This is a genomic window from Hymenobacter sp. GOD-10R (genome assembly GCF_035609205.1).
Classification (GTDB): Bacteria; Bacteroidota; Bacteroidia; order Cytophagales; family Hymenobacteraceae; genus Hymenobacter.
In genome coordinates this window covers 4159008-4184006 of the sequence record NZ_CP141184.1, presented here as the reverse complement: position 1 = coordinate 4184006, position 24999 = coordinate 4159008, and the positions used below count along the sequence as shown (strand labels likewise).

Annotated in this window: 38 protein-coding genes; 25 read left to right on the top strand and 13 right to left on the bottom strand. The window is 55.8% G+C overall.

Features of this window, described 5'->3' with window-relative positions; all coding sequences use genetic code 11:
• Positions 1-507: 507 nt before the first annotated feature.
• The 3 genes from SD425_RS16760 to SD425_RS16750 form a co-directional block, all read right to left on the bottom strand.
• On the bottom strand, positions 508-1209 hold the full coding sequence (locus SD425_RS16760; RefSeq protein WP_324671091.1) for a DUF4288 domain-containing protein: 702 nt from the start codon (positions 1207-1209) through the stop codon (positions 508-510).
• 80 nt (positions 1210-1289) lie between these two features.
• Positions 1290-2618 (bottom strand): glutamate-1-semialdehyde 2,1-aminomutase, encoded by a 1329-nt coding sequence (hemL, locus tag SD425_RS16755; protein WP_324671090.1) that lies wholly within the window; start codon positions 2616-2618, stop codon positions 1290-1292.
• A 118-nt stretch (positions 2619-2736) separates the two neighbouring features.
• Positions 2737-4710, bottom strand: coding sequence for an ABC transporter substrate-binding protein (locus SD425_RS16750; protein ID WP_324671089.1), 1974 nt, complete (start codon positions 4708-4710; stop codon positions 2737-2739).
• 205 nt (positions 4711-4915) lie between these two features.
• Between SD425_RS16750 and SD425_RS16745 the strand changes: the two genes are divergently transcribed.
• On the top strand, positions 4916-5599 hold the full coding sequence (locus tag SD425_RS16745; protein WP_324671088.1) for a DUF1361 domain-containing protein: 684 nt from the start codon (positions 4916-4918) through the stop codon (positions 5597-5599).
• A 30-nt stretch (positions 5600-5629) separates the two neighbouring features.
• Here SD425_RS16745 and SD425_RS16740 read toward each other — a convergent pair whose 3' ends face one another.
• From SD425_RS16740 to SD425_RS16705, 8 genes are all read right to left on the bottom strand, one after another.
• Entirely contained in the window at positions 5630-6922 is a 1293-nt protein-coding gene (locus tag SD425_RS16740) for a pepsin/retropepsin-like aspartic protease family protein (protein ID WP_324671087.1), read from the bottom strand.
• A gap of 18 nt (positions 6923-6940) precedes the next feature.
• The gene (locus tag SD425_RS16735) at positions 6941-7279 is read right to left on the bottom strand and encodes a hypothetical protein (protein WP_324671086.1); all 339 of its coding nucleotides are present in this window, start codon (positions 7277-7279) and stop codon (positions 6941-6943) included.
• 112 nt (positions 7280-7391) lie between these two features.
• Positions 7392-7751: a hypothetical protein gene (locus tag SD425_RS16730; protein WP_324671085.1), complete on the bottom strand. Its 360-nt coding sequence runs from the start codon at positions 7749-7751 to the stop codon at positions 7392-7394.
• Between the two features lie 134 nt (positions 7752-7885).
• Positions 7886-8326 (bottom strand): hypothetical protein, encoded by a 441-nt coding sequence (locus SD425_RS16725; RefSeq protein ID WP_324671084.1) that lies wholly within the window; start codon positions 8324-8326, stop codon positions 7886-7888.
• Positions 8323-8928 carry an RNA polymerase sigma factor gene (locus tag SD425_RS16720; protein WP_324671083.1) on the bottom strand — a complete coding sequence of 202 codons (606 nt, stop codon included), beginning with the start codon at positions 8926-8928 and terminating at the stop codon, positions 8323-8325. Before SD425_RS16720 ends, SD425_RS16725 begins: the two co-directional genes overlap by 4 nt.
• Positions 8929-8981: 53 nt before the next feature.
• The gene (locus SD425_RS16715; protein ID WP_324671082.1) at positions 8982-10316 is read right to left on the bottom strand and encodes a HAMP domain-containing sensor histidine kinase; all 1335 of its coding nucleotides are present in this window, start codon (positions 10314-10316) and stop codon (positions 8982-8984) included.
• Positions 10313-11005 (bottom strand): response regulator transcription factor, encoded by a 693-nt coding sequence (locus SD425_RS16710; RefSeq protein ID WP_324671081.1) that lies wholly within the window; start codon positions 11003-11005, stop codon positions 10313-10315. Before SD425_RS16710 ends, SD425_RS16715 begins: the two co-directional genes overlap by 4 nt.
• Positions 11006-11145: 140 nt before the next feature.
• Positions 11146-11970 (bottom strand): OB-fold nucleic acid binding domain-containing protein, encoded by an 825-nt coding sequence (locus tag SD425_RS16705; RefSeq protein ID WP_324671080.1) that lies wholly within the window; start codon positions 11968-11970, stop codon positions 11146-11148.
• Positions 11971-12332: 362 nt separating this feature from the next.
• Here SD425_RS16705 and SD425_RS16700 point away from each other — a divergent pair, with 362 nt between their 5' ends.
• Positions 12333-12665, top strand: a complete 333-nt coding sequence (locus tag SD425_RS16700) for a DUF6686 family protein (RefSeq protein WP_324671079.1) — start codon at positions 12333-12335, stop codon at positions 12663-12665.
• Positions 12666-12753: 88 nt separating this feature from the next.
• Here the strand turns inward: SD425_RS16700 and guaA are convergent, their stop codons facing one another.
• A complete protein-coding gene (gene guaA, locus SD425_RS16695; RefSeq protein ID WP_324671078.1) occupies positions 12754-14286 on the bottom strand; it encodes a glutamine-hydrolyzing GMP synthase in 1533 nt (510 codons plus the stop codon).
• 92 nt (positions 14287-14378) lie between these two features.
• The gene (locus tag SD425_RS16690; RefSeq protein ID WP_324671077.1) at positions 14379-14957 is read right to left on the bottom strand and encodes a helix-turn-helix transcriptional regulator; all 579 of its coding nucleotides are present in this window, start codon (positions 14955-14957) and stop codon (positions 14379-14381) included.
• A 142-nt stretch (positions 14958-15099) separates the two neighbouring features.
• Between SD425_RS16690 and SD425_RS16685 the strand changes: the two genes are divergently transcribed.
• The 23 genes from SD425_RS16685 to SD425_RS16575 all read left to right on the top strand — a co-directional run bounded on the left by SD425_RS16685 (position 15100) and on the right by SD425_RS16575 (position 24975).
• Complete coding sequence (locus tag SD425_RS16685; protein WP_324671076.1) at positions 15100-15339, top strand: hypothetical protein; 240 nt, start codon at positions 15100-15102, stop codon at positions 15337-15339.
• Positions 15340-15342: 3 nt separating this feature from the next.
• Positions 15343-15951 carry a Rha family transcriptional regulator gene (locus SD425_RS16680; protein WP_324671075.1) on the top strand — a complete coding sequence of 203 codons (609 nt, stop codon included), beginning with the start codon at positions 15343-15345 and terminating at the stop codon, positions 15949-15951.
• Positions 15952-16064: 113 nt separating this feature from the next.
• The gene (locus SD425_RS16675) at positions 16065-16442 is read left to right on the top strand and encodes a hypothetical protein (protein WP_324671074.1); all 378 of its coding nucleotides are present in this window, start codon (positions 16065-16067) and stop codon (positions 16440-16442) included.
• 28 nt (positions 16443-16470) lie between these two features.
• Positions 16471-16671, top strand: a complete 201-nt coding sequence (locus SD425_RS16670; RefSeq protein ID WP_324671073.1) for a hypothetical protein — start codon at positions 16471-16473, stop codon at positions 16669-16671.
• An 18-nt stretch (positions 16672-16689) separates the two neighbouring features.
• On the top strand, positions 16690-16833 hold the full coding sequence (locus SD425_RS16665; protein ID WP_324671072.1) for a hypothetical protein: 144 nt from the start codon (positions 16690-16692) through the stop codon (positions 16831-16833).
• 68 nt (positions 16834-16901) lie between these two features.
• The gene (locus SD425_RS16660) at positions 16902-17183 is read left to right on the top strand and encodes a hypothetical protein (protein ID WP_324671071.1); all 282 of its coding nucleotides are present in this window, start codon (positions 16902-16904) and stop codon (positions 17181-17183) included.
• Between the two features lie 33 nt (positions 17184-17216).
• Positions 17217-17456, top strand: coding sequence for a hypothetical protein (locus SD425_RS16655; RefSeq protein WP_324671070.1), 240 nt, complete (start codon positions 17217-17219; stop codon positions 17454-17456).
• Between the two features lie 3 nt (positions 17457-17459).
• A complete protein-coding gene (locus SD425_RS16650; RefSeq protein WP_324671069.1) occupies positions 17460-17894 on the top strand; it encodes a hypothetical protein in 435 nt (144 codons plus the stop codon).
• A gap of 10 nt (positions 17895-17904) precedes the next feature.
• Positions 17905-18093 carry a hypothetical protein gene (locus tag SD425_RS16645; protein ID WP_324671068.1) on the top strand — a complete coding sequence of 63 codons (189 nt, stop codon included), beginning with the start codon at positions 17905-17907 and terminating at the stop codon, positions 18091-18093.
• A 69-nt stretch (positions 18094-18162) separates the two neighbouring features.
• Positions 18163-18750, top strand: coding sequence for a DUF551 domain-containing protein (locus SD425_RS16640; RefSeq protein ID WP_324671067.1), 588 nt, complete (start codon positions 18163-18165; stop codon positions 18748-18750).
• Entirely contained in the window at positions 18743-18994 is a 252-nt protein-coding gene (locus SD425_RS16635; protein ID WP_324671066.1) for a hypothetical protein, read from the top strand. The genes SD425_RS16640 and SD425_RS16635 overlap by 8 nt, the downstream gene beginning before the upstream one ends.
• Positions 18984-19163 carry a hypothetical protein gene (locus SD425_RS16630; RefSeq protein ID WP_324671065.1) on the top strand — a complete coding sequence of 60 codons (180 nt, stop codon included), beginning with the start codon at positions 18984-18986 and terminating at the stop codon, positions 19161-19163. Before SD425_RS16635 ends, SD425_RS16630 begins: the two co-directional genes overlap by 11 nt.
• A gap of 4 nt (positions 19164-19167) precedes the next feature.
• Positions 19168-19935, top strand: a complete 768-nt coding sequence (locus SD425_RS16625; RefSeq protein ID WP_324671064.1) for a hypothetical protein — start codon at positions 19168-19170, stop codon at positions 19933-19935.
• Positions 19936-19961: 26 nt separating this feature from the next.
• Positions 19962-21197, top strand: coding sequence for a DNA polymerase III subunit beta (dnaN, locus tag SD425_RS16620; RefSeq protein ID WP_324671063.1), 1236 nt, complete (start codon positions 19962-19964; stop codon positions 21195-21197).
• Positions 21197-21448 carry a hypothetical protein gene (locus SD425_RS16615; RefSeq protein WP_324671062.1) on the top strand — a complete coding sequence of 84 codons (252 nt, stop codon included), beginning with the start codon at positions 21197-21199 and terminating at the stop codon, positions 21446-21448. The genes dnaN and SD425_RS16615 overlap by 1 nt, the downstream gene beginning before the upstream one ends.
• Positions 21445-22491 (top strand): hypothetical protein, encoded by a 1047-nt coding sequence (locus SD425_RS16610; RefSeq protein ID WP_324671061.1) that lies wholly within the window; start codon positions 21445-21447, stop codon positions 22489-22491. Before SD425_RS16615 ends, SD425_RS16610 begins: the two co-directional genes overlap by 4 nt.
• Entirely contained in the window at positions 22469-23095 is a 627-nt protein-coding gene (locus tag SD425_RS16605) for a hypothetical protein (RefSeq protein ID WP_324671060.1), read from the top strand. The genes SD425_RS16610 and SD425_RS16605 overlap by 23 nt, the downstream gene beginning before the upstream one ends.
• Positions 23092-23475, top strand: a complete 384-nt coding sequence (locus SD425_RS16600) for a hypothetical protein (RefSeq protein ID WP_324671059.1) — start codon at positions 23092-23094, stop codon at positions 23473-23475. Before SD425_RS16605 ends, SD425_RS16600 begins: the two co-directional genes overlap by 4 nt.
• An 85-nt stretch (positions 23476-23560) precedes the next feature.
• Positions 23561-23734, top strand: a complete 174-nt coding sequence (locus tag SD425_RS16595; RefSeq protein ID WP_324671058.1) for a hypothetical protein — start codon at positions 23561-23563, stop codon at positions 23732-23734.
• A gap of 2 nt (positions 23735-23736) precedes the next feature.
• Positions 23737-24051 (top strand): hypothetical protein, encoded by a 315-nt coding sequence (locus SD425_RS16590; RefSeq protein ID WP_324671057.1) that lies wholly within the window; start codon positions 23737-23739, stop codon positions 24049-24051.
• A complete protein-coding gene (locus tag SD425_RS16585; protein ID WP_324671056.1) occupies positions 24041-24235 on the top strand; it encodes a hypothetical protein in 195 nt (64 codons plus the stop codon). The genes SD425_RS16590 and SD425_RS16585 overlap by 11 nt, the downstream gene beginning before the upstream one ends.
• Entirely contained in the window at positions 24232-24522 is a 291-nt protein-coding gene (locus SD425_RS16580; RefSeq protein WP_324671055.1) for a CXXC-containing zinc-binding protein, read from the top strand. The genes SD425_RS16585 and SD425_RS16580 overlap by 4 nt, the downstream gene beginning before the upstream one ends.
• Before the next feature lie 75 nt (positions 24523-24597).
• Positions 24598-24975 (top strand): hypothetical protein, encoded by a 378-nt coding sequence (locus tag SD425_RS16575; RefSeq protein ID WP_324671054.1) that lies wholly within the window; start codon positions 24598-24600, stop codon positions 24973-24975.
• Positions 24976-24999: the final 24 nt, after the last annotated feature.

Here is a 24999-nt window from a genome sequence, read left to right as displayed (position 1 = left end):
AGTCTCCGGCAGCGATTGAAGAGCACAGTTTTCAATACGGAGTGTATGTAAGTGCTTCAACTGGTGTATCCAATTAGGAATGGTAGTTAGGTCTGTTCCTCGTACCGTCAGATAGCGAAGATTTGGCAGGTCTTGAATCCACTCCGGAAAATCAATAGGTAGATTCAGCAACGTTAAACTGCGTAACGTCTGAAGTTGACCAATTTCGACAGGTAGGCTGAAATTGAGGCAATCGTAAACTTGATGATGGCCTTGAATATGAAGTGTTTGTAGTCCGGAAAATTGTAATAATTGGCGTCCACAATCTTGAAATTGACACTCTACTGCAAGCAGCATTAAGCGACGACAGATAGCAGGCCATCTCAGCTTTTGTGGAAGAGATGAGGCATAGGAGCGTGTAAAGAGTTGCACAGCTAATTCTATCGTTGAATGGTAGCATTAAAATCTAACTCTCAACAGCCGGATTACAAATCTGGCTGAGCTAAAATAATCAGAGCACTGTGTTCACTAGTCGGTGGTCTTCCATTCCTGACCAGGGCGTATTCTTCTGTTACCTAAGGTAGAAAATACTTCTACGCCTTGCTCGTGTAGAAAATCTTCTGGCGAGGAAGCGTCTAGCTGGTAGCCGTCCGTAAAGGCCTCAAACTTCCAGCGTACTAGCAAACCACTGGAGTTTAAGTAGGGTTTGGCGTACGATTCAAACCCGTTTAGCAGTTTCTGCTGCGCTTCTGCCTCGGTAAAGGCTTTCACTAATATTATTCGGTCTTCGTACTTCTGCAGGCCTCCTGTTACGTTCTCAATTTGAATGGCAAAACGCGCTTGGATGCTCCAAAACGATGCTTCTTCTGCGGGCTCTTTAGGTTCTAAACCTTCAACTGCATCAATTGACACACTGCTCACATCGGCATTCTGTGCCAGCACAGGTAATAGCTTAGCAAGTTGATTTAGTTGAGTTTGCAGCCGGATGCCAATAGGGCGGCGGTGATTACCTAGCCGTTGAAAATTGAAAGCAGATAGTAAAGGTATTAAACGCCAATATGCTTGTCGATAGTGAGCATTAATTGCTCGTCGCCTTTCTTGAGGTACTAGGTCTACAAAAGGCTCATAGCCCGGATACCGGATGTGAATGCTGACTTGCACAAGATGATTGAGACTTTCTAAACTCTCTTCTGATAAACTCCATTCGTCTAAATTGATAGTTGGCTTCACGTGGTTGAATTGTAAAAGAAAGCCTAGCTCCTCAGCTATAAACTGAAAAGCTAGGCCTCTAAATTTCAAAATATAACTACTTACATCCCATGCGCTTCGCGCATAGCTTCGCGGCAGGCCGTTAAGTACATGTCCACCAAGTCATTGGTGATGGCAGTGGAGACGAACAAGGCCTCATATTGCGCCGGGGCTAGGTAGATGCCGCGGTGCAGCATGCCACGGAAGTAGCGACCGAAAGCGTCCAAATCGGATTTCTTGGCATCTTCCAGGTTGTTGACCGGGCTGGAAGTGAAGAATACGCTGAACATCGAGCCAACCTGGTTCACGGTGTAATTTAGACCTAGGTCAGCGGCAATCTGGCGGGTGCCGTCGGCAATGCGCGTGGTGGTGCGGTTCAGCTCATCGTAGAGACCAGGGTTCTCCTGCAAGTAGCGCAGCTGAGCCATGCCGGCGGCCGTGGCAATCGGGTTGCCCGAGAGTGTGCCCGCCTGGTACACTTTACCAGCCGGAGCCACACAATCCATAATATCGCGGCGGCCACCGTAGGCACCAACCGGCATGCCGCCGCCGATGATCTTGCCTAGGGTCGTCATGTCGGGCGTGATGCCGAATAGCTCCTGGGCGCCACCGCGGGCTAGGCGGAAGCCGGTCATTACTTCGTCGAAAATCAGGACGATGCCGTGCTCGGTGCACAAGTCGCGCAAGCCTTGCAGGTAGCCTTCGGCTGGTGCCACCAAACCCATGTTGCCAACTACTGGCTCCAGAATCAGCGCTGCCACCTGACCAGAATTAGCCAGAACAGCCTGACGCGTAGCTTCTAGGTCATTATAAGGTACCGTGATGGTATCCTGTGCCACGCCTTGCGTCACGCCGGGCGAGTCGGGAGTACCTAGGGTGAGCGCGCCTGAGCCCGCCGAGATAAGGAAGGAGTCGCCGTGGCCGTGGTAGCAGCCCTCAAACTTGATAATCTTGTCGCGCCCCGTATAGCCCCGCGCCACCCGAATCGCCGACATCGTTGCTTCCGTACCCGAGTTCACCAACCGAACTTTCTCAATGCTAGGTACCATTTCCTGGATCAGCTCAGCCATGTCGACCTCCCGGCGCGTGGGAGCTCCGAAGGACAGCGAGCCTTGAATGGCACCCTGTACCGCGTTGAGCACTACTTCCGGCGCGTGGCCCAAAATCATGGGTCCCCAGGAGTTGATAAAATCGAGGTAGCGGTTGCCATCGACGTCGGTTAGCCAGGCACCTTTAGCAGATTGCATGAACACCGGATGCCCGCCCACAGCGCGGAACGCTCGCACAGGGGAGTTCACCCCACCCGGAATCAACTCCTTGGCGCGGGTAAAAAGAGCGTCGCTGGTGGTCAGATTGAGTGCGGGGGCGGTAACAGAATTGATAGATTCCATGAAGCGAAATGTAGCGCGAAGCTCCAGCTTCGCGTATCGTTGAACGAGAACCATGGCACACGCCAGAATGATAACGTGTAATGCTACGCAAAGCTGGAGCTTCGCGCTACTCCTAAACCTAGCGCAGGCCCACTGGGTTCAGTACTTCCAGCTCTAAGCGCGTTAACTTCGTGAACGGAACGTACTGGTTGTCGTGGGCGCCAGCTGGGTAGCCAATGCCCTGAAACACTGCTCCCGAAACCGGCCCGGAAGCTGACAGGTTCTGCTGAAAGCTAGGCCCATACTGGTGCAGCTGCTGCCCAAAGTAATAAAGCAGTTCGAAGCCCGTGAAGGCAAACACAGAGGGCGGTAAGTGCTGCTGCAGCATGTAGAGCTGACGAAAGCGGCGTACGCCGGGGGCAGTACGGTCAAGGTATTTGGGGTGAATGAAGTACACTTCCCGGTTGTTGAGCTGTCCTAGGCTCACGCGCGGATTATCGAGCCAGGTGGCCGAAGTGATGATGGGCACCCGCACGCTCTGCGCTTGCATCTGCTTGAACACGAGCGGCCCGATCTTGCGCGCATCCGAGACTATTACCAAGTGGCCTGTCGATCTAAAGTCGACGTCGGTGATACTAGCTTCCAAGGCCTCGTCGGAACTGGCATCGAGGCGGCGGAGCATCTGCACCTTGCCGCCCAGGGCCTCATAGGCCGTTTTATAGGCTTGAGCAAAGGTCGTTTCGTCCCTGCTGTTGTCGTGCAGCACGATGGCGGTGCGGCTCGGAAACGTCGTGAGGGCAAACTGCGCCGCTTGCTTGGCTTGGGTTGTGTAGCTAGGTTCGAAGAGGTAGTGCCAACCGTTATCCAGCACCAGGTCGCCATCCTGCGAAAGCGGGTTAACGCAGACAATCTGCCGCTGCTGTGCGTAGCGGGCCACCAGCTTGCTGCCTGATTTATAGACCGGGCCAATAATCATATCCATGGAAGCTAGCTCTGGCAAGGCCAACACTTGCTTCAGCTGAAGCGTATCGGCGCCGGTATCGTAGGCAAAAAGCTGCACCGGATGGCCTTCCCGCTGCAAGGAATCTTGCGCCAGACGCAAGCCCGCGTAGAGGTCGGTGACGAACTGATTCTTGCGACGGGTTTCCCAGCTAGGGTCGGCAAACTCGAAGGGAAGGAGTACGGCCACGTTGTAGCTGCTCTTCTTCACCGCTGTTGGCCGAGGCGTATAGCGCGCCTTATCGAGGTTGAACTGGGTAATGAGCTGATTGAGCTGCGACTTGTCGGACTCGGTGTACCAGCCATCGTTGGCAAGCTTGCCAGCGTAAGTGCGGGCCAGCGTGGCATCCTGTGGGTATTTCTGAACCAGCGTTTGAAACAGTACTTTGTCTTTGATGCGGGGCAGATATGTGGCTTCCATCGCCGTCCGCTCCGCCTCCAATTTTCCGGCCGGAATTTGGCTGAGTACCTGCAAGGCGTTGTCGGGTTCACTTTGCTCAAACGACACCTGCGCCTGCAAGAAGAGCGCGTCACTCAAGCCGGGCCACTTCGAGTATTCGTTGCGCAGCAGATTCAGCATTTGCTCGGCCTCGGCCCACTTCTTCGCCCGACTAGCGGCCACGGCATACAGATAGGCCGCTTCCGGACCGCGCACAAACTGCGCCGCTGGGGCCGTAATCGGTTGCAGCTCCTGCATAGCTAGGTCGTAGCGTTCCTGGTCGATGAGAGTTTTACCGTTCTGGTAGCGCATGTTTGGGTCGTCGGAACCCATATGCTGCGGGAGCGGCGGCTGTGGCTTAGCCGTAGGAGCCGGGCGCGGCGGCACAGACTTAGCGGGCGCAGCGGTAGTAGGCGTGGTTGCTGAGCCGGTTTTAGCAGGGGCTGTTGTCGTCGTGCTGGCTTTGGCTGGCGCGGGTGTCGCTTTGCCTGGAGTCGTAGCCGATTTGTTGAAGCTAGGTGCGCTGGTAGTGGTTTTGGGAGCCGCAGACGGCGTAGTTGTCTTGGGCGGAGTCGTTGCTGGCTTGGTCGGGGCTTGCTGCGCCCAAACGGGCGAAGCCGCCAGCCATAAGCTGAGAAGTCCGGTGGGCAGGCAGAGACGGGAGAGAGGCCTCATAAAAGAGGAGAAGTAGGAATAGGGAGCGAGAAGCACATGGCACGACCACCGCGCCATTGAATTAAGCAAAGGTACGCAGGAACAGCGGGGAAGGTAGATGGCGCAATTTTTATCCTTTACGTAGTATCTTGCTTAGTAACAACCAGGAAACTGGCTGAGTACAGATACTTGTTTGGCAGGTGTCTGCGAATCAAATAGTTGCTCGATGCCTACTTCTCTGCCCTTCGCGCCTACACGCCAGCGCCTTAGCCTGATGTTGATCTTGGGGGCTTCGCTCGCCCTGAGCCTAGCTCTTATTACGATTCGTGTGTTTGTCACGCATCAGCTCACCTTCGTGTTTTTGCTCTGGAACCTGTTTCTGGCGCTTGTGCCCTTTGGCCTCAGCATGATGCTAGGTTTGGCGGCTGGTTCCCTGCGGCGCGGGTTGCTGCTGCCGGTTGGGGCGGTGTGGCTGCTGTTTTTCCCGAATGCGCCCTATATTCTCACCGACTTGTTTCACTTGGAGCCGCGCCCCGGCGTGCCGTATTGGTACGACCTAGGTCTTATCCTGTCCTGCGCCTGGAACGGGCTAATGCTCGCCTACGCTTCCTTGCTAGAGATGCAGAACCTAGTGCGGCGCCGAGTAGGAACAGTAGCGGGTTGGGCTTTTGTCACCGTAGCTTTGGTACTGAGTAGCTTTGGTATTTACCTAGGTCGCTACCTGCGCTGGAATAGCTGGGACGTGCTCACGAATCCGCTCATGCTCTTCTACGACATCCTCAACCGCGTGCTGCATCCACTAACGTACCCGCGCACCTACGGCGTGACGGTGTTATTCTCCGTGTTCCTGCTGCTAGGTTACATTACCGTGCGGCAGCTAGGGCAAATTACTAACGAGGAAGAAAGATAGAATAGCGCCACGCGCAGCAGAAAATGCTGGCTAAGTAAGCGTCAGCCGACGTTGGCGCCCGCGCCAAAAGGCTATGCTGCCTAACAACACGCTTAAGAGCCCAACAGCGCCCGCCAATCCCCAAAGTTTAATGGTGTTCCAATTGGTATAGGCGTGCTGCTGCAAACTATTGGGTCGCAAATAGAGGTAGCCATTTTGGTTGTCCAGCACCACGTTGAAATGGCTCAGCAACTCGTTGCCTAACAAACTAGAACTACCTAGGTCTGGGCCGCTAGGATTGAAAGCCGGACAGACCACATCAGTGAATTGTTGATCGCCAAGCTGCACCTGCGGTACCACTACCACGTGCTTACGACCCATTGGAAGCAGGGTGTGTAGCCGCGGCCAACTGCCGGGATGCTGCCGAAAGAAATCATCGCGCAACACCATCGTTCCGTCCCGGCCGGTATCGAACAGAAACCAGCCGGTGTAGGGCTGGCCCCCTAGGGTGACCGTGGCTTGCACCAGCGGCCGGTGCTGAATATAGATAAGCGCGTGGCGTGAGTAGCCAGCCCCCAAACGTGGCAGCGTATCGTACAGGAGCATACGCCGCCGATCATAGTCAATCTCAACGACCTTGTTCTGAAACAGCGAGTTGCCGATGATTAGATCTTCGTCGCGCTGCATGTTGCGGGACTGTACCAAGGGGACTCGGTTCCAAGTCAAACGCCCAATAGTAAGTTGATTGGCGCTACTGGTTGGGGCCGTCGTCATCCCATCAGAATTGTTAAGCGTGGTTTGTCCATCGAAACGTACGCCAGCACTGGAGGTCGCTACTTGATTGATGCAACTCAGGCCGGCACCTAGGTCGAACTGGATGCTAACCGGGTGGGTGTTATTCAGTAAACCCGTCAGATAAATACGGCTGCCGCGTAGGGTAAACGGCAAGGTGTCCGGCACTGCTCGCGGGTGCGGGTAGGTGGTAGAGTAGGTCGAAATACCCTGCTCCGTGGCCACAATGCGCGTATAGCAACTGTCGCGCTGGTTGAGTACAATAATAAAGTCGTAGTGCTTGCCATAGCTGACCGGGATAGTCAGAGAATCTTGGTCGGTGATAAATACCACCAAATGAGGCTTACATGGCAACTCGGGGTAGTAGCAGTCGGGCTGGGCCGTTGGGTCGAGTTGCCAGACATTTTGCTGAAAGTGAGCACCATCTCGGATAGAAACTGCTCTCGCAGTAGCGTGCAGTACCGGCAACGGGCTAGCTTGGGCTAGCTTTCCCGAGCTCCACAGCCAACAGGCAAGTACCCAATAGCAAGCAATACGTTGCGTAATGGTCATAGCTCTAAATCCAGAATGCTAACGATCAGTAGTAACAACAGCCGTGAGTTCGCGCCCTAGTTGCCGAACGTGCGCTGCAGCTGATGCGCTGTGTGTCTGTTTGTTAAAGGTGAGGCGTAGCCGGCCCGGTGCGGTCCAGATGGCGTATGAGGGACGATTAGGCGCCCCCGCCAAATGGGCTCGCATATACTGCGCTACCCGAGGATAGGAGCTAGCCGGATACGTTGCCACGAGCTGATAATAGTCGGTTGTCTCGGTGACCGTAACAGTGCGCTGGTGACCTAGACCCGGCAGCGTCTGGCAACTGGTGCTTAATACGATGAGGCTGTTAATGAACAGTATACAAAAGAGTTTCATGGGCAGATAAGGAGTGAGAAAAGGGCATAACAAGCTAGGCCACTGTGTGACTAACCTGAGAGGAACAAGAATCTGTTTTCGGCCCTGATGCCGCAGTGGCATGGGCAATCGTTTAGTTGGCTACCCGCTGAAGCGCTAAGTAGTAGCCCAAAAAGCCCAAGGCGAGACTAAACAGCAGAATGATGATAGAGGGTACTCCCCAAGGCTGCTGGTAGTAAGCTATGGTCAGGCCCAAGCCGCTGGCAGTGAGTAAAAACACCCATTTCAAGACTGCGGCGCGCGATGCCTGCTGCGTGGGGAGTAGTTGAGCCACTATTGTGTCGGGTGTTCCCATGTCTACTACACGCATTTTCAGGCGGTGTTCCAGCACTAGCTTCAACAAACGTAGAATAAACCCGACCAGGATACCTAGCACGAGCAAGGCTACAGTGCTGCGCAAAAGCTCCTGCCTTAACTCAGAGGAAAGAGGCATTAGTCCTAGACTTTGAGCACGGGCACTAAACCCTGGTGCTAGCAGCGCAAAAAACAGCAGTGACTTCTTCATAAAGCGTGGATAAATGCTCATGCTGGATGAGACCGGCAAACAGTAAGCATGTTGCAGTTTTGTTAAAAAGAAGCTAAAGCGAGCAGTTGGCGCCGATGAGCCATGATACTTCCTAGCCCGTGCCCAAATACCACGAGGGCCGCTCCTACCAATAATGTCAGGGGTATCGTGGTTCCTACACCAGCCAGGACCCTGCCTAGGTACGGCCAAAAGAACCCCAGTGCTACGGCCACAAAGCCCAGCACCAGTAGGCCCGCGAGCATGGCTGCCCACGGAATTCGGCGAGGCGCCACTGGCAATTGCCCGGCTACTTGAGCCGACAAGTCAAAGCTCAATGCAGGTGGAGGAAGAGCAGCTACCGCCTGGAATAGCGCTCGATAACTAGCAACTAAATCTTGGCAGTGGACGCAAGTCTGTAGGTGGTCATCGAGACTGTTATGATGGCCGCTTGGATGCTCGGCATATTGCTGAGCTTGCTGCTCCGAAAGGTGGATATCTGTCATAATTCGTCGCGTTGATAAGTCCGCAGAATAATGTCTTTAAGTTGTTTGCGCGCCCGGAAGAGGTAGTTTTTCACCGTGCCATCGGGCAGAGAGGTTATCTGAGCTATTTCGGCGTAGCTTAACTCCTGCTGATGATACAGGCCGATAAGGGTGCGATAAAGTGGTGAGAGTTGATCGATGGCCGCGGCTAGCACGTCGGCGCGGTCTTGGCTGGCTAGCAATGTCTCTACCGCGGGAGTATCAGCTGGCCAAGTCGTGGGGTCGCGGGTGTGGGACCCTTCGGGAGGCGATGGATCTGTGTAATCGATGAGTACCAGCCGTTTTTTCTCTAGGTAGTGCAGGCAAGTGTTATAGGCAATCTGCCCAATCCAGGTAGAGAGCTTGGCCTGAAACTGAAAGCTAGCTAGGTGGCTAAACGCTTTCAGATACACATCTTGAACAAGGTCCGGGCGGTCCGCGGGGTGGCGGATCATCTTAAAAACCAGCTGCGTTACCAGGCCTTCGGTGCGTTTTACGATTTCGCCAAACGCCACCGCGTTGCCAGCCAGCACCCGGTTCACCAGGTTCTGATCAGTAGGAAAAGACGGGGGCTGCTGACTCATATAGCGCATGAGACCGGCAGCTCATATAAATGTTGCACATGGTGAATGCTAGGCTACGCCTTGGATAACAGAGGTAGCCGCAGCCGGACCGTAAAGTACCCATCTGCTTCTTGTAGCACCAGTGGCGCCCCGTGTAGCTCAGCAATGCGGTTGCTAATCCATAGCCCTAAGCCAGCTCCACCGCTGAGTACGTCGGCTTGGTAGTGCGCTGTAGTGAGGCGGGAAAGGTCGCCCAACGATTGCTGTAGGGGGTTGCTCACTTCCGCGTAGCCCCAGCCTGTAGTAGGTTCCTTCCCCAGACGCACTTGCACCGCCGCGCCTGGCGGGGCATGCCGCAGGGCATTGTCGAGTAGGTTCAGCACCACGGTAGTCAGCTTGTCGGCGTCGGCGGCTACGGTGTAGGTGGCTACTTGCTCATCGATGGCTAGATGTAGCATTCGGCCCGCCGCTTGGAACTGTGGCAGCAATCGGTCGGCCGCCTCGACAACTAGCCCATCGAGCGCCACCGGATGCCGGCTCAGAGGCAGCGCGTCGGTGCGCAAGCGGCTCACCAGTAGAAAATCCTCGACCAACCGGCCTAAGCGGTGCAATTCGCGCAGTTGTGCATCGAGCGGCTCTTGTAGGGTAGTTGGTAGCTCCGGCGCCTGGCGCGTTACAGCTAGCCCAGCTTGGAGCACTGCTAATGGGGTGCGTAGTTCGTGGGCGGCGGCGGACAAGAAATTGTCTTGCAGCGCAGCGCCAACTTGTAGTCGGTCGAGCATCTGGTTCAGCGTATGGGCAAGTTCCTGCACCTCGTCTCCAGTATCCGGCTCTAGTAGGCGTTCGGTGCCCGGCATAGTACGGATGCGCCGGGCCTGCTCGCTGATGCGCCGTAGAGGTCGTAGCACCCGGCCGCCTAACCAAGTGGCCAAAACTGCGGCTAGGGCGAGGCTGCCCACTAAGGTCCATGCTAGGCCTTGGCGGACGTGCCCCAAATCGGCAGTTAGCGGCGCTCCAGAATGAGCCAGCCAGAGCCGTATCCGGTATGTGGCGCCAGTTTCACCTGTGTGCAACTGCTGCACTTCCACTACGCGCCAGCCGTTCTGTACGCTGGTAGAAGGAGCTGCGAAGCCTGGCGAATGAAACAACTCCCGCGTCGGCTGGCCAGCGTGTTCTACTACGACGCGCAGCCGCTCTCCACGACTTGGGAGTGGCACCACCGGTTGCGGCTCTACTTCCACGCGGTCTAGCAATGTGGTGGCCCGGCTGTGGAGGCGCTGGTCGTCGCGCTGGTGCAGCACCCGACCTACTTGCTGGTATTGGTAGAAGCCAGCTACTAGCGTGGCAGCACCAAACACGCAGGCAAATGCCAGCGCCAACTGGGTCCGCAAACCGCGCAGCGCTCTCATCGGGCAGCGGCTGGGTCGTGCAGCCGGTAACCATGCCCGACGACTGTTTCGAGCAGCGGCGGCAGGTCGGGAAAGGCCCGGTCGAGTTTGCGCCGCAACTGGGAGATGTGCACTTCAATGACATTAGAACCCATGTCAAAATCTACTTCCCACACTTTTTCGGCGATGCGCGTTTTGGTCACCACACGGTTGGGGGAACGTAGCAGCAGTTCCAGCAAGGCAAATTCTCGGTTGGTTAGGCTCAGCACCTGCCCGGCGCGGGTTACGCGGCGGTGCACCAAATCTAGCTCTAGGTTCGCCAAACGTAGTACGGTAGTACCAGCAGGAGCATGGGCTTGGCGTTGCACCGTGCGTAGGCGAGCCAGCAGCTCCTCGAAAGCAAAGGGCTTGCGCAGGTAGTCTACGGCGCCCGCGTCGAGGCCCCGAATAACGTGCTCGGTGCCGCTGAGCGCGCTGACGATGATAACCGGTGTCGCTAGCCCAAACTCGCGGAGATTGCGCAGCACGTCGAGCCCGTTTTGGCCAGGTAACATCAGGTCGAGTAGAATGACATCATAGGGCAAAGCAGCAGCCATTTCCAGGCCCGTCGCGCCATTGTCGGCTACGTCAGCGACGTGACCGGCCTGCCCCAAACCCTGCTGTACAAACCCGGCGAGCCGGGCTTCATCTTCAATTACTAAAATTCGCATGAGCAAGAAAAGCAAAGTACACCTAGGATGATCTGTCGGCTAACGCAGCTGAACAATAAAAGGCCGGCTCCAAGCTGCGTAGCCTGATGCCGGCCGGTATTATCCCGCTAGGCACTACCTAGGTAGTTGGTCACTTTGGGTTAGTGCACTAAGAACTGTACTCCATCGAGGGTGATGGTTTCTGCGCGCACCACCCGCACTGGGCGGGCGGCTACTTCGCCGGGCCGAGTGCTGTGTAGCGTTCCCGTGGCAGCTACTGTGGCTCCCACTTTCAGCTTTTCGGCTAGCTGCTCGGCGGCATCGGGAGGGAGGCGCAGTACGGTGCCGTCGCTGATCACGACACCGCTGGTGCGGCCCCGAGGGTCTTGGTTCAGGCTGCGCACGGTGCCACGCACAGTGGCGGCTTGCTCAGCGGGTGGAGTGGTAGGTGGCACGGGTTTTTGGTCGCGCACGGTCTGGTTGCCGGCGGTCAGGCTTACCAAATGTAGTAACCTGTGGCCATCGGGGTCAGTATCACGGAAGCCAGTCATCGTGACGGTGCTGCCCACTTTCGCGGCTGCCATCAGGGCTTGAGCTAGGTGGCGCGGGAAGCGCACGGTTTCGGTGCCCGCGCTGGTTTTCAATGCGAAACCATCGTATAGTTGGTCTTCGTTACCAGCAGTGTACTCGGTCAGCGTGCCACTAAAGTCACTGAGGACCTGCACGCGGCCAGCGTCCTGATTAGGGCCGTTCGGGCCGTGCTTGCCGGGTTCATTGCCGGGGCGCGGTGGACGAGGACCGTCAGCTGGTGCACCAGGCAGTGGGGGCGGAGCAGGAGCGGTAGTTGCAGAAGCTTGTGCCATCCGGTGTGCCGCACGACTAGTGCTTTTGCTTTTGGTAGGAGTAGTTTGCTGGCCGTAAACGATAGGGCTAGCCAGGAGCAGGGCCACTAGCATGGTGGCCTTAGGGTGCAGGAGATTTTGCATAAGACGGGAAGTGAGAAACGCAGTCGGTGTATTCCGTTTGCTTATCCCAAAGGTCCAAGCTGGTGCTGAGGGCCACCTGAAGCGGAAATTAATTTTTCTTCAGGTACTGCAACTACTCCCTTAAGATATGGTTAGTTAGCCCTTAGCTTGCTACTGCTTGAAGATAATATAGATGGCTGTCACTAATAGCGTGAAGCCTACCACGTAGTTAAAGCCTAGCCGTTTAGAGACAAACACTATCTATGAGGTGCAGAATGGAGATGATTAAACCGAAAACGAGTACTATTTAAAATAATTCTAAATAAACTTTGCTAGTAGTTATGGGTCGGCATACCTTTGGGCGCAACCTAAGGATCTAGCTCATGGCCCGGTTCTTTCATTATAACGACTTTGGCTATTGCGCGCGGTGTCCCCGCACGCAGCACTTACACCTGTGCTTTGGTAACCTAGCTCTTGCCGCCACCCTAGATGACTTTTTCCTTTTCAAAGAGCATATTGGGGCCATTTATTACAAGCAGCACCTGAACCTGATTCCCAAAGACCCTGAAGAGCGGTGTATTGCCGTGCGTACACCGGCGCAGAAGATGGCCATGGTTTTCACTGCTATCGAGCTAGCGCAGTTGTGGGAGATTCTGGAGAATACAGCCTTGCTGTTAGAAGTAGAGAAGATATTAGCAGATAGCGCGCACGGATAGAGCGAAAGCTTGCAGAATGGCGAACCGCCTAAAAGCAAAAGCCGCCTCGGGTTCCCGAAGCGGCTTTTGAATGAAATAGCTTTCCTCTTTACTCCCATTCAATGGTAGCAGGTGGCTTCGAGCTGATGTCGTACACCACGCGGTTGATGCCGCGTACTTGGTTGATGATTTTGTTGGAAATGTGTGCCAGAAACTCGTAGGGAAGGTGAGCCCAATCGGCCGTCATTCCGTCCACGCTAGTTACGGCGCGCAAGGCAACTACTTGCTCGTAGGTGCGCTCGTCGCCCATCACGCCCACGCTATGGATGGGCAGCAGCATCACGCCTGCTTGCCACACCTCATTATAAAGGCCAAACTCGCGCAAGCCGTCGATGAAAATGGCGTCAGCTTTTTGCAGAATGTGCACCCGCTCCGGCGTGATATCGCCTAGGATGCGGATAGCTAGGCCCGGGCCTGGAAAGGGGTGGCGGTGCAAGATGTTGTGCGGCAAACCGAGGGCATCGCCCACTTCGCGCACTTCATCTTTAAACAAAGCCCGCAGGGGCTCAACCACCTTCAAATTCATCTTCTCGGGTAAGCCACCCACGTTGTGGTGACTCTTGATGGTTACGGCCGGGCCTTTCACCGATACCGACTCAATCACGTCGGGGTAAATGGTGCCTTGAGCGAGCCACCGCGCGCCATCTACTTTGTGCGCTTCCCGGTCGAATACCTCAATAAAGGTGCGGCCAATGGCTTTGCGCTTCAGCTCAGGGTCGGTGAGGCCAGCCAAGGCGGCATAGAACTCCTGCGAAGCATCCACGCCGCGCACATTCAAGCCAAGCACCTTGTAGGCTTCTAATACTCCTTCGTACTCGTCTTTGCGCAACAAGCCGTTGTCGACGAAGATACCGTGCAAACGGGGTCCGATAGCGCGGTGCAGCAGTAGCGCCGCCACGCTGGAGTCGACGCCGCCGGAAAGACCTAGGATCACCTGGTCATCGGGGCCGATGGTATGTTGCAGCGAGGCCACCATCGAATCCACGAAGTGCTCCGGCGTCCAATCTTGGTCGCAGCCGCAAATGTTTACCACAAAGTTCTGCATCAGCAACTTGCCCTCCGTGGAATGGGTTACCTCGGGGTGAAACTGGATGCCGAAAGTGGGCTGACCTTCGATTTGGTAAGCGGCTACCTGCACATCAGGCGTGCCAGCAATGGTCAGGAAGCCTTCCGGCAACGTCTTAATCGTGTCGCCGTGCGACATCCAAACCTGCGAGCCAGGGGTGAGACCATGCAGCAGCGGATGGTGCTGATTGATGTGCGTGAGGTGGGCGCGGCCATATTCGCGAATAGTGGCTGGCAGCACGTCGCCACCGTTCTGGTGGGCGAGTAGCTGCGCGCCGTAGCACACACCCAGCACCGGCACTCGACCTAGGTATTCGCTTAAATCGGGGTTCGGCGATTCAGGGTCGCGCACCGAACACGGGGAGCCCGAAAGCACCACGCCCCGGATATCCTCAGTGAGGGCCGGGGCGTGCGTGAAGGGATGAATCTCGCAGTAAACATTTAGCTCACGAATGCGCCGGGCAATGAGCTGTGTGTACTGGGAGCCGAAATCAAGAATCAAAATTTGTTGTGGCATGGGCAAAGGTAGAAACCTTTTTACTTCTTTGTTTGCAGCGTCCTACGCAACTTTTTAGGAAAGAGGGTAGGAGAGGGTAACCGAGCGAGACCCTAAGCCGTCTTCCGATAGGAGACGCGAAGGGGTCCGGCTGCATCTTGGTCACCCGAATTAAAAGGCCCTAGTTTGCTCAGGTCGCCTCCGGTTCGCAAGATGTCATTCAGGAGTTTAATCTGCTCCCGTAGTACTCGGTTCTCTTCTTTAAGCTGCTTCTCCATTTCGGTTTCACCTACTACCTGCATGGCTGGCTGTGCGGGTGAAGGGTCTTTAGGAAGTGAGGACAAGCCTCTTTCTTTTATTGCGCCATTTATATCCACATCATTAGGCATAGGCCCGTGAGTGGTAAAGCCTGGTAAATCGTTTTTTACGGCAGATATATAACGAACATCTGAATCCTTAAGAGCCCTGCCGTCGCGATAAACAGGGCCACGGCCATTAACGAGCCAATCCAAGCTTAAATCAGGCATGCGTGAAGTAATTGCCTCAACAGCATCAAGCGCCGGCTTATTAGAGCCTGTCTCTATTTTGGCATAACGGCTGCGATCTATGCCTATATGCTTGGCAAATTCACTGACATTCATATCCAAGTGCTTGCGTAAAAATAGCAAGCGCGTGTTGATTGTGTCTTCCATGACGGGTCTGAAAGTGTGAAATTATTATCGGAATTTTATTGCAAATCGTCTAGAAAGTGTGTAGTATTGTCTTACAAGTGCTAGACACTGAAACAAAAGTGCCATATGTTTCACACAAAACCTAATATTTCCTGAATTTAATATGGAGCATATTCTCAAAAAGATTCAGGGCGAAACGCTTCGTGAGGAAAAAACCCGATTCAAAGCCGCTCTAAATGAGGTTGATCCATACATGGATCACTTTTATTCACGCATGACCGCACGCAGGTTCCCGAATCGGGAACTATCACACATCCGCAATGTCCGTCAGCGCGCCATCATTGACTGGGATGTGCTTGCTTTTTGGTTTGAAGAGTTCCTGCCTCAACCTGTAAACGCCTAACCCATGCTTGAGCTAGCCAACCAGAACACGCCCGACCGTATGAGCAGCCGCGAAGTAGCGGAGCTAATCGGTAAGAATCACGCCGATGTTATGCGTGACATTCGCAATATGCAGTCGAGTTTGACGAAAGCAAATTTGCTTTCGTGCGTAGAATCAGCCACTTATCTAGGAACTGATAACCGGCCCTATCCGATGTACAACATGGATAAGGATACAACTATCTGCCTAATGACTGGCTACGACGTGGCAGCCCGCATGAAAGTGATCCAACGCTGGCAGGCACTAGAGGCAAGCAGAGCACCGCAGAGCACCGCAGAAGTAATCTTAATGCTAGCTCAACAGAACGTAGCGAATGAGAAGCGCATGATAGCTCTGGAGCAAGGGCAGGCCGAGATAAAAGCTCAGCTAACTACCCGCAATGAAGAGTATTACACAGTCGCTGGCTATGCTGCTCTTGTTCATAAAGTGGTGAACTTACGTGTTGCAGCAACTTTGGGCCGTAAAGCTGCTAAGCTCAGCAAAGAGAAAGGCCTAACCGTTGGAACTACGCATGATCCGCGCTTTGGCAAGGTTGGCACTTACCATCAATCCGTGTTAGCCGAGGTGTTATAAGCCGATTTATTTTGCCAGATTGTGTGAAATAAGTCCGTTTATTGTTTGTATAAGTGTGATATATTTAACACATTTGTATCAATATATCACACATCCCTCACCTCCCCACCACCATGGCCGACCTAGGAACCATCATTGAACAGATTACCACCGCTACCGACGCGCCACTACCTAAGTGCTTCTACAACCTAGCTGGCGCGCTGGCTAGCCTACAGACATCGGGCGGCATGTCGGCTTCGTGGATGGAGCGCTGCAAGTCTGACGCTATTGAAGCCGCCAAGCAGTGCGTGCACGAGTACGGCAAAAGCTTCGAGCAGCGCGAATCAGAGGAAGGGCTAGACCTAGCCGGCTACCCTGGCAAGTGGAAGCATGCACAGGCCTACGTCGCAGAGCATGTCATCGAAGCTAACACGCCAGGCTATTGGGACGCGGTACGCACCTGCTTTCTCGAACTCGGCGGCTGCTACCTGTCTCAGCGATGCGCCTCCTAATTTCTAATCCTTCAACCTCCCTACCACCATGGCACTAGAACCAGAAGAACGCGATGAACTAACACAGATGCGGAGCGACCTAGCCGAATTCTCTGCCCGCCTGACCGACATGTCAGATTACGAGGAAGAGACAACTGGTGGCAACACCTTGTCGCGTGCACTGCGAGATGCCGCCGATCAGCTAGACGCCGCCCGCGACGAATTGCGCTACATCCTCCAACGCTCCTAGCCCCAACTACACCCACCCATGCACAAGCACCCCTACGAAACCACCTTCGATGAGCTGCCCCGCGAAAGCTCACGCCTACTACTCGCCCTGGCTGGCCTCTCCCTGCTCACCGTCATCGGCGCGGGTACGGTCATCAGCTGGATAATCGAATTCTTCTCCTAAAACAAAAAGCCCGCTGTGGATCAGACAGCGGGCTATTCATCAAATCATTTTTTAGCAGCACAAAGATAATGCAAACGACAGCACACCCCCAAGCTCTACCTGCCACTTCCTTCATGCAAGTGGCGACCGCGCAGCCTGAACGCCAGAAGCTGCACCTCAACTCGCGTGAGCTACGCGAAGTGCAAACCGTGCACCTGCCTACGCAAGTCGTGCGCTTTGCGCCCATAGAAGAGATTGAGCGGGAAGGCTGCTACATCAAGGCGCAGAATGCCAGCCTAAGCGAAGAGATTGATTTCGTGGTCGCTGTCGAGAAGCAGCGCCGCAATCTAGCCACGATGCAAATCCGCTAAACTATGTGCACCTGTCTATCAGATACCGAAAAAATGACACTTGAACAGCTGCAAGAGCTGAACAAAGACAAGGCAGTCATTAGCACCGGCAGCATTTCTACTATCGGCTTTACTAAGGTCGGTAATACCCTTACCGCGGTGGGTGTACATGAGTTTGATTACACCTACTTCCCGCTGAAAAAAGACGGCACCCAGGGTAAGGTGAAGAGCGGCAACCTCTCAATCGTGCACACTTTCTGCCCTTTCTGCGGGGCGAAATACGAGGAGGCATAAACCATGCACGGCTCGCAGCACCTAAAGAACATGGTCGAGGCGCACCGCGCTGCCTTCCCGGAGCGCGCCATCGGCTACCTGCGGCAGTTGCACGGACCGACTACCGCCAGCCAACTCGCCAGCCTCGCCGCTGCCAGTCTGAAAGAGAAAGGCATTACCTACCACTATCCCGGTGAATGGCTAGAGCCCGGCCGCTACTTCTGCCAGCTGCAAATACAGGAGGCGCAGAAGCAGGGCTACATCAATGAGAACAAAGCCAGCGAGTTGCAGCGCCAAGTCAACACGACGCTCACGCCTTACAAGCTACTGGCGCTGCTGGGCAACCTGTGGAAAGCCAACCAAAAGCATTTACGCATCCGCGCCGCCGCTTCCCTCAAGCCTGAAGACCGGCTGGCCCTGCGCCCTGACCCAACCGAAACCGAAGTACTGACCGCTTAATCCTACCCCGATGACTATCAAAATCACACCCGACCCGATGGGCTTTTGCGCCACGGCCTACGACAACAACGGTAACTACCTCGGTTCGGCGGCTTGCCGCTCCAAGAAGGATGCCGAGCACCAAGCCCGCCAAATGGGACAGCAAGCCTTGGCTCAACTCGGGCAGCTTGCCCAAACCGCTCTTACTCGCCATTTCTAAAACGCGAAGGCCACGCAGTTACCGCTGCGTGGCCTTCATAAACTCCGAATAACAATGGATACAAAGGTAATGAATACCGAAGATTTCGAAAGGGCTGCTTTTGAGGCAGCCAACAAAGAAGGCTGGCACTTTAAGATAGGCGAGCCTAATCTGAGTGAAGGCGGTTTAGCCGTGGCCTGCTACACGGCTGGTTACAATGCAGCTGTTGCTCAGATTGAAAAACTCCAAGCCTTCAAAGACTACGTGCATGGTCGCCTAGATCAGCAGGCAGTTGATGCCCACGAAGAGCAGAACGCTATCAACGGCTGCCGTATTGGAGCGCGCCTAGATGATGTGTTCCATGCCTTGCAAGTAAGTGTAAGCGCCAACGCACTCTTATTAAATGAGAGGAAAGCACAGGCTTGGATATCCGTAACAGAGTTATTGCCAGTTGATGAGGTTCATAACCACGAGAACCCATTCGGCACCACCCTCTACCTAGTAGCCCGCCCCGCGCAAGCTTATGTATCAGCACACGCCCTAGGCTACCGCTATGATGGCGACTGGTACATCGTGCAAGAGGGCGCTGGTGATGAGGCTGATTTTATAGACAACACGGTCACGCACTGGATGCCGCTACCCGCTGCTCCTAGCCAGAAAGGAGGCCAAGATGCTTAGCCGTCGCTCCCGCCGCGTCGACCCCTACAACTTCCTGCGCACCATGCAGGAGCGCCAGCAGCTCCAGCACCAAGCCCAGGCACCCGCCCCACCGGCGTTCGACACGAGTACCGACCGCACCGTGCGCCGCCTCTTTGTCGGCATCCTCTTCACCCTGCTGGCCATTGTGGGCCTCGCCCGCTGCGAACGCGCCGACCAAGAGTCTTACACCACCACGACTAGTCAGGGCTACGATGGCAACTAAACAACGCCGGACGAAAGAACTGTTGGCGCGCCTCGAACGCCTCGCCTGGCAAGATGCTAACTGCGCTGCCATGGTCGCTGAATGGCGGTTTGCTGCCGCCCACGTCAGCGGCGTGCTGAGCATGAAACTAGAACTACTGCCTTATATCCCAAAGCACCGTGCACGCTAACTCTATGGCTACTGAGAACACTCCCGCCGTGGCAACTGCTAAGGTTGTCAAACCCAAAACCGCTGTTAGCTCGCTTACCCTCGGCAACGCCGATGATGCGCTGACGCTGGCCACCGAGCTGCAGAAGTTCGTGCGCGACAACAAGCTCACCAGCACCATTCAAGGCAAGCAATTCCCCAACGTGGAAGCGTGGCAGTTCGCGGGCTCGCTGCTCGGTCTGTCGCCCTTGCTGGAAAACATTGAGGATAAGAGCACCGCCGATGAAATCAAGTGGGCGGCTACCATGCAGCTCATCAACATTCGCACGGGTGCAGTCGTGGGTCGGGGCTACGCGACCTGCTCCAATAAGGAGAGCACGAAGCGCAGCTTTGCGGATTACGCCATTTGCTCCATGGCCCAAACCCGCGCCGTGGGCAAGGCCTACCGCTTGAGCCTAGGTTGGCTGATGAAAGCTGCAGGCTACGAGGCCACACCCGCCGAAGAGATGCAGGAGGCCGAGGTCGTGAGCACGCGCCCTACGCAGCCGGCCGCACCCGTGGCGAGCGCGCCGGCTTCCGCAACCCCTACAGCACCCGTAGCTGTCGACGAAAATGGTGAGGTCATAGCTAAGGCGCTGGTGCTTGATCTGCTGCGCTCGGCCGAGTCGCACGCCCAGCTCGAAACTATTTGGAAAGAAGAGGTGAAGGGCGTGTGGGAACTCGACCAGGACGTGCTCGCCGCTGCCAAGGAAACGCGCAGCCGCCTTAATCAAGAATTGCAGGCCGCGGCCTAGGTATTCACTCTCTCAACATCTTCATTATGTCTACTCTAGTTGCTAATTCCGCTAAGTTCTTGGTTTCTGGTGCCGCCTTGTTGCGCGTTGCCCAGCATGCTCAACTCGTAGCGCCTAAGAACCAAGCTATGATTCCAGTGCTTGAGCGCCTGCTACTCGCTATCACTCCTTATAGCACTGCCCACGGCGACGGCCACAGCCTAACCTTTACCGGCTCAGACCTAGAAAACCGTTTCACCTCGCGTGCCCTACCAATCGAATACCAAGGTTCGGAAGCGGCTAGCTTGTGTGTGCCAGGCCTTCAGCTCATTGATCTGCTGAAGAACCTGCCCGATCAACCATTGTCGGTCCTTCTGGATGAAACAGACAAGCACCCTTACGTTGAGATTAAGGCTGTTCCTAATGCGCTTGACCTCATTCCTGGCTACCAAGCACGGGCTTGCTATGAGTTGAGTGGCGAACCAGGCGGCGACTATACTGCCCCTATTCCGCTAGGGGAAGTAAAAACCCACATCACACTCGCCGGGCACGTGCTGTTGGCTGCCCTTGGCGCAACACACCCCATTACTAGCCGCGACGAGTTGCGGCCCGCCATGACGGGTATACTCGTGCAGGTCAATGAGGCTAGCATTGCCTTTGTTGCTACCGATGGCCACCGTCTAGTACGCTTTAGCAAAGTGGATGAGCACGTGCTAGATGGCAAAGTGCGGCAGTTTATCATACCACGCCGCGCTGCTGAGCTATTGCTAAAGCTGGTAAGCTCGCGGGAGAATGTCGAGCTATCCGTGGGCGCCTCGCAACTACTCGTTAAAATGGATTGTGGCGAGCTGCAGATACGCCTCATTGATGAGCGTTTCCCCGATTACGAGAACGTTATTCCGCTGGACAACCCAAATAGGTTCGTCGCCCATCGTGCTGAATTACTAGCTGCTGTGCGTCGCTGCGGCTTGTTCTGCTCACGTAGCCTGTACCAAGTGAAGCTTAAGCTAGACAAGGCGTCCTGTGAGTTAGAAGCAGAGAACCGAGAAGAAATCAGCAAGGCCACGGAATCAGCGCCAGGCACCTACGAGGGCAAGCCGTTAACGATTGGCTTCAACGCCAACTTCCTGCGCTACTTCTTGGAAAAGATGCCCTGCCAGAGCGTGCGCTTCAGCATGAGCACCGACAGCCGCGCGGCCATCCTGACTTCAGCCGATGGCGAGGATGGCCTGCTGTGCCTGCTGATGCCAGTAAAGATCAACGACTACAACGCGCCTTACTAATGGCAGCGAGAACCACCCCGGGCCAGCGCTTAGCTGAGTTGCTCCGGGAGCTGGGCAAGCGCAAGCACTTCTACCCGATTTGGGAGAACAATCTGCGCTACAACCTGCCCGGCCAGAAGATCAAGCCCGAAGAGGCTGCGCTGCGCATTGCCACGCTAGAGGATTTGATACAGGACCTCTACCAGCTGTACCCCGCGCTACGACCTGCCAGCACGGGTAATCTGTTCACCACCCCACCGCCGCCAAGATGAATAGCCTCGCCACCGCCCAGCGCTTTCGCAGTACCGAAGGCGGCTATAATCCACCTGTTTTACCTACGCGCATGGACTTCTTTCAACTGCTCGACCGCTTCATGCAGATGGAAGCTGAACAGCCGTTCAGCCCTGCGCAGTACAAGCTGTATATCTATTGGCTGTACCGCTTTAATAAGGAGTGGTGGAAAAAGAAGAGCATGCCGCGCTCCACCAAGCAAGTAGGGGCCGACCTGAGCCTAGATGATAAGACGGTCGACGCGGCCCGCAAGGGACTAGAAGCCCGGGGCCTGCTTCGCTACGAAGCCGGCAATAAGACCCGCGCCGCTGTGTGGATGATTAACACCACTACCGAACTGTATAGCCCCGAAGTTGACCGGAAAAATTCCGGTCAATCTTCCTCGGATTACCCAGGAATGGAAGGGAATTTTTCCGGTCAATTCGCGGGTAATACGCCGGATAAGGCAGGAGTTGACCGGAAAAATTCCGGTGCCTTATTAAATAGTAATACTAGTTCTGTAGTAAAAACAGAAACACAACCTTCCTCCGCTATCGCTACGGAAGTGGCGCACGAGGCTGAACAAGTTTTGTCAGCTGACTTCGCCGAGGAAGTTAGCCCGCCAGCTAAAAGCAACGCTCCGGCTTCGCACACCAAGGGGGGCGCGGCGCCGGCGCTCATCTTCCCGGCCTGGGCTACGGACACGTTCCGCGCCGAGTGGGCCGAGTGGCTTGCCTACCGCCAAGCCAAGCGCGACAAGCTCAAACCCGCCTCGCTGCAAAAGATGCTTGACAAGCTCGGCGCCTTCGACGAGGGATTCTGCCACCAACTCTTCGACAAAGCCCTCACCAACGGCTACACCGGCCTGGTCTTCGATGACACCCCGGCCAAGTACGAAATCTACAAACGCAATCAGAGCACGCCTTTCGACCCGACCCATGGAAACCCGCAACGCAACGGCTACGGTGGTGGCCACAAGTCCGAATCCCTCGCCGACGTCGGAGCAGCTGTTGATAGCTACTTTGAAGCAAAGTACGGCAGTTAGCCTGGCCACTGGCGCCACGGACCTGGGCAAGATGAAGCTGCTGCTCGTCGACATTCAGTCAGGCCTCACGCGCCAAGCTGCCTACGCCGCCCCGAAGCTCTTTCAGGTGAAGCGCAACCTCGGCGAGAAAGAAACCCTGAAGCTGCTCGTGTTCACGCTCAAAGCCTTTCAGGACTCGCTCAAGGTGAAAGAGGGCATGGAAGCGGCCGATTTGATTGAGTGCGCCGAGATGGTACTGCTCAAGTACAGCCACGACAGCCTCAAAGACGTGATGCTGGCCCTGAAAGAAGCCAAGTGGAACGGCACCACCTTCTACAACGCCCTGTCCGTGCAGACCGTGATGGAAGTGCTGAACAAGTACTTCGACGCCAAGGCCGTGGAGCTGGAAGCCGAGCACCGCCAGCAGAAGGCCCAGCCCGCCCCGGATATGCTCGCCAGCCTCTCGCCCGAAGATGCCGCCAAGTTCAAGCAGGCCATTGCGCCCGAGAAGCCAGCCTTCGATGAAGACGAGTACCGCCGCTACCGCGCCGAGTGGGCTGCCGAGCAGACCCGCCAAACGATGGAAGTAACTCCCGAGCCCGACCAAGAAGCCCCTGCCGCATGAACATTCAAATCACCCTCTCCGAGCGACAAGCGCACATTACAGCGGAAGCCTTGGAATTCTTCATGCGCACGCTCATCGGGCAAATCGACATGCCCGATGCCATCAAATGGCGACCTGAAAACAAAGACCGCGATTACGAAGAGCTGCGCCGTGCCTGCGACCATATCAAGCAGCTGCTCTTTCCCGAGCTCATGCGCGGCGCCAGCTATGGCGTGGGCTGGAACGATAAGCCCGAGCAGCAGCAGGCGCAAATAGCCTACGAAATCTACAAGGCTATCTACTACGAGCGTAACCAGCGTGAAGGCATCAATAACGTGCATAGCTACCCAGCGCTGCATTACTCTAAAGAGCCCGTGCCTACTGTCGTTGCTATTCCATGACCTACTACCTCCCCGCGGCCCGCTTTCGTCGCCTGCGCCGCTTCTACAGCTACCGCGTGCAGCGCGCCTTTCGCTCCTAACTCCCATGACTACCCTACATCCTTCCCTCGTCTCCGATAAAATCACGGCCCGCCTGCGTAGCGAGGCCACTCCGGACCTGCACCGCCTGCTCAAGCTCTACCCGAACCAGCAGACTCGCATTCGTGAAGAAATCATTCGCCGTCAGCAACTCGAACGCTGGCACACCCTCAACGCCTAGCTATGAATACCGAATCAACCGAGGTGTACGCCGTCGTCGGCCACGTACACGCCTTCCCCGGCCCGCTGGGCGTGCTGCGCTACTACGGCGCCCACACCCGCACCGGCGCTACCTTCGCCGGCCGTGACTCCAAAGCCGAGGCCCTGCGCGACGTGCAGCTCTGCGAGGCCGGTAAGCCCGTACCCATGCCCGAGGTGGTGTACCTGGAGGACTGGCCTAGCTACAAAGCGAGGTTGGTGGCCACGGTGCCACCGACCTACAAGAAGTGCGGGGGCTGCTGTCAACTGGATAAGTTCCTAGCTAAGAATGGCTACTAACCCACACCCCGGCGCCTACGGCATCGTGCAGCACGCCGAGGTCGGCACCCGCTGCATTGCCCAGCCGAGCCCTGCCATTAGCCCCGCCTTCATCGAAGAGTTCAAGCAGCTGTGTGCCAAGCACGGCCTGCGAGAGCACAGCACGCGGAATTTCACGAATCAACTACAGGACGCACAGAAATGAAAATCATCCAAAACAACACCGCCAACAACCGATTTATCTACCCGTTTCGCCTTACCTGCACGAATTGTCACTCCATTCTGGAGGTCGAACAAGGCGACGTGAAGCACTCCGATGGCAATGAGTTCATCAACCTGAGTGCGCATTTCTATGTGCAGTGCCCGGCTTGTAGCACGCATAACACGGTGAAGCCGCAGCCTATTCGGGATGCCCGCTCTTATGATGTGCCAGCGAGCAATATTGGCAGTCAGATAGCCAAGGTGGAAAGCCAAGGCCAAAGCGACTGTTAACCTCCCTCGCCCACATTCCCGCCCCGCGCGTAGCCCGTCCCCGGGCAGCCGGGGCGGGACCTAGCTATTCGTTCTATGCCACTTATCCACGATGTGCCGCTGCTGACTGTGTACCGCGATGGCTTTGTCAACCTCAACGGCGAAGCCACGCGCTTGATGCACGAGCGCCACCAGCAGGTTGATTTACTGCCACCCGCCACGCGCTACGTACCCTGGCAGCTGGACCGGCGGGCGGGATCCTGCTGTAATCTGGTGGGTCGCAACGACCGGGGCAGCCTGCGCTTTCGTGCCCCTTACCGGGCGGCCCTGCTCTTCGCCGATCAGCCCGAGAGCGTGAAGCGCATCGTGTTTCGGCTCACGCCCCACACTGAGCATCTTGATCTGTATACACTGGCGGCGGCACTGCCCTTGGCTGGCAATTGTGCTACTGTGCAACAAAAGTCTATTGCCTAACACAAGCCCCGCCTAGGCAGGGTG

What these genes read in the sequence shown, in the direction of transcription:
- hemL (WP_324671090.1), bottom strand. Translation starts at nt 2,618, where the DNA reads ATGGAATCTATCAATTCTGTTACCGCCCCCGCACTCAATCTGACCACC.
- SD425_RS16750 (WP_324671089.1), bottom strand. Translation starts at nt 4,710, where the DNA reads ATGAGGCCTCTCTCCCGTCTCTGCCTGCCCACCGGACTTCTCAGCTTA.
- SD425_RS16745 (WP_324671088.1), top strand. Translation starts at nt 4,916, where the DNA reads ATGCCTACTTCTCTGCCCTTCGCGCCTACACGCCAGCGCCTTAGCCTG.
- SD425_RS16740 (WP_324671087.1), bottom strand. Translation starts at nt 6,922, where the DNA reads ATGACCATTACGCAACGTATTGCTTGCTATTGGGTACTTGCCTGTTGG.
- SD425_RS16735 (WP_324671086.1), bottom strand. Translation starts at nt 7,279, where the DNA reads ATGAAACTCTTTTGTATACTGTTCATTAACAGCCTCATCGTATTAAGC.
- SD425_RS16730 (WP_324671085.1), bottom strand. Translation starts at nt 7,751, where the DNA reads ATGCCTCTTTCCTCTGAGTTAAGGCAGGAGCTTTTGCGCAGCACTGTA.
- SD425_RS16725 (WP_324671084.1), bottom strand. Translation starts at nt 8,326, where the DNA reads ATGACAGATATCCACCTTTCGGAGCAGCAAGCTCAGCAATATGCCGAG.
- SD425_RS16720 (WP_324671083.1), bottom strand. Translation starts at nt 8,928, where the DNA reads ATGAGTCAGCAGCCCCCGTCTTTTCCTACTGATCAGAACCTGGTGAAC.
- SD425_RS16715 (WP_324671082.1), bottom strand. Translation starts at nt 10,316, where the DNA reads ATGAGAGCGCTGCGCGGTTTGCGGACCCAGTTGGCGCTGGCATTTGCC.
- SD425_RS16710 (WP_324671081.1), bottom strand. Translation starts at nt 11,005, where the DNA reads ATGCGAATTTTAGTAATTGAAGATGAAGCCCGGCTCGCCGGGTTTGTA.
- SD425_RS16705 (WP_324671080.1), bottom strand. Translation starts at nt 11,970, where the DNA reads ATGCAAAATCTCCTGCACCCTAAGGCCACCATGCTAGTGGCCCTGCTC.
- SD425_RS16700 (WP_324671079.1), top strand. Translation starts at nt 12,333, where the DNA reads ATGGCCCGGTTCTTTCATTATAACGACTTTGGCTATTGCGCGCGGTGT.
- guaA (WP_324671078.1), bottom strand. Translation starts at nt 14,286, where the DNA reads ATGCCACAACAAATTTTGATTCTTGATTTCGGCTCCCAGTACACACAG.
- SD425_RS16690 (WP_324671077.1), bottom strand. Translation starts at nt 14,957, where the DNA reads ATGGAAGACACAATCAACACGCGCTTGCTATTTTTACGCAAGCACTTG.
- SD425_RS16685 (WP_324671076.1), top strand. Translation starts at nt 15,100, where the DNA reads ATGGAGCATATTCTCAAAAAGATTCAGGGCGAAACGCTTCGTGAGGAA.
- SD425_RS16680 (WP_324671075.1), top strand. Translation starts at nt 15,343, where the DNA reads ATGCTTGAGCTAGCCAACCAGAACACGCCCGACCGTATGAGCAGCCGC.
- SD425_RS16675 (WP_324671074.1), top strand. Translation starts at nt 16,065, where the DNA reads ATGGCCGACCTAGGAACCATCATTGAACAGATTACCACCGCTACCGAC.
- SD425_RS16670 (WP_324671073.1), top strand. Translation starts at nt 16,471, where the DNA reads ATGGCACTAGAACCAGAAGAACGCGATGAACTAACACAGATGCGGAGC.
- SD425_RS16665 (WP_324671072.1), top strand. Translation starts at nt 16,690, where the DNA reads ATGCACAAGCACCCCTACGAAACCACCTTCGATGAGCTGCCCCGCGAA.
- SD425_RS16660 (WP_324671071.1), top strand. Translation starts at nt 16,902, where the DNA reads ATGCAAACGACAGCACACCCCCAAGCTCTACCTGCCACTTCCTTCATG.
- SD425_RS16655 (WP_324671070.1), top strand. Translation starts at nt 17,217, where the DNA reads ATGACACTTGAACAGCTGCAAGAGCTGAACAAAGACAAGGCAGTCATT.
- SD425_RS16650 (WP_324671069.1), top strand. Translation starts at nt 17,460, where the DNA reads ATGCACGGCTCGCAGCACCTAAAGAACATGGTCGAGGCGCACCGCGCT.
- SD425_RS16645 (WP_324671068.1), top strand. Translation starts at nt 17,905, where the DNA reads ATGACTATCAAAATCACACCCGACCCGATGGGCTTTTGCGCCACGGCC.
- SD425_RS16640 (WP_324671067.1), top strand. Translation starts at nt 18,163, where the DNA reads ATGAATACCGAAGATTTCGAAAGGGCTGCTTTTGAGGCAGCCAACAAA.
- SD425_RS16635 (WP_324671066.1), top strand. Translation starts at nt 18,743, where the DNA reads ATGCTTAGCCGTCGCTCCCGCCGCGTCGACCCCTACAACTTCCTGCGC.
- SD425_RS16630 (WP_324671065.1), top strand. Translation starts at nt 18,984, where the DNA reads ATGGCAACTAAACAACGCCGGACGAAAGAACTGTTGGCGCGCCTCGAA.
- SD425_RS16625 (WP_324671064.1), top strand. Translation starts at nt 19,168, where the DNA reads ATGGCTACTGAGAACACTCCCGCCGTGGCAACTGCTAAGGTTGTCAAA.
- dnaN (WP_324671063.1), top strand. Translation starts at nt 19,962, where the DNA reads ATGTCTACTCTAGTTGCTAATTCCGCTAAGTTCTTGGTTTCTGGTGCC.
- SD425_RS16615 (WP_324671062.1), top strand. Translation starts at nt 21,197, where the DNA reads ATGGCAGCGAGAACCACCCCGGGCCAGCGCTTAGCTGAGTTGCTCCGG.
- SD425_RS16610 (WP_324671061.1), top strand. Translation starts at nt 21,445, where the DNA reads ATGAATAGCCTCGCCACCGCCCAGCGCTTTCGCAGTACCGAAGGCGGC.
- SD425_RS16600 (WP_324671059.1), top strand. Translation starts at nt 23,092, where the DNA reads ATGAACATTCAAATCACCCTCTCCGAGCGACAAGCGCACATTACAGCG.
- SD425_RS16595 (WP_324671058.1), top strand. Translation starts at nt 23,561, where the DNA reads ATGACTACCCTACATCCTTCCCTCGTCTCCGATAAAATCACGGCCCGC.
- SD425_RS16590 (WP_324671057.1), top strand. Translation starts at nt 23,737, where the DNA reads ATGAATACCGAATCAACCGAGGTGTACGCCGTCGTCGGCCACGTACAC.
- SD425_RS16585 (WP_324671056.1), top strand. Translation starts at nt 24,041, where the DNA reads ATGGCTACTAACCCACACCCCGGCGCCTACGGCATCGTGCAGCACGCC.
- SD425_RS16580 (WP_324671055.1), top strand. Translation starts at nt 24,232, where the DNA reads ATGAAAATCATCCAAAACAACACCGCCAACAACCGATTTATCTACCCG.
- SD425_RS16575 (WP_324671054.1), top strand. Translation starts at nt 24,598, where the DNA reads ATGCCACTTATCCACGATGTGCCGCTGCTGACTGTGTACCGCGATGGC.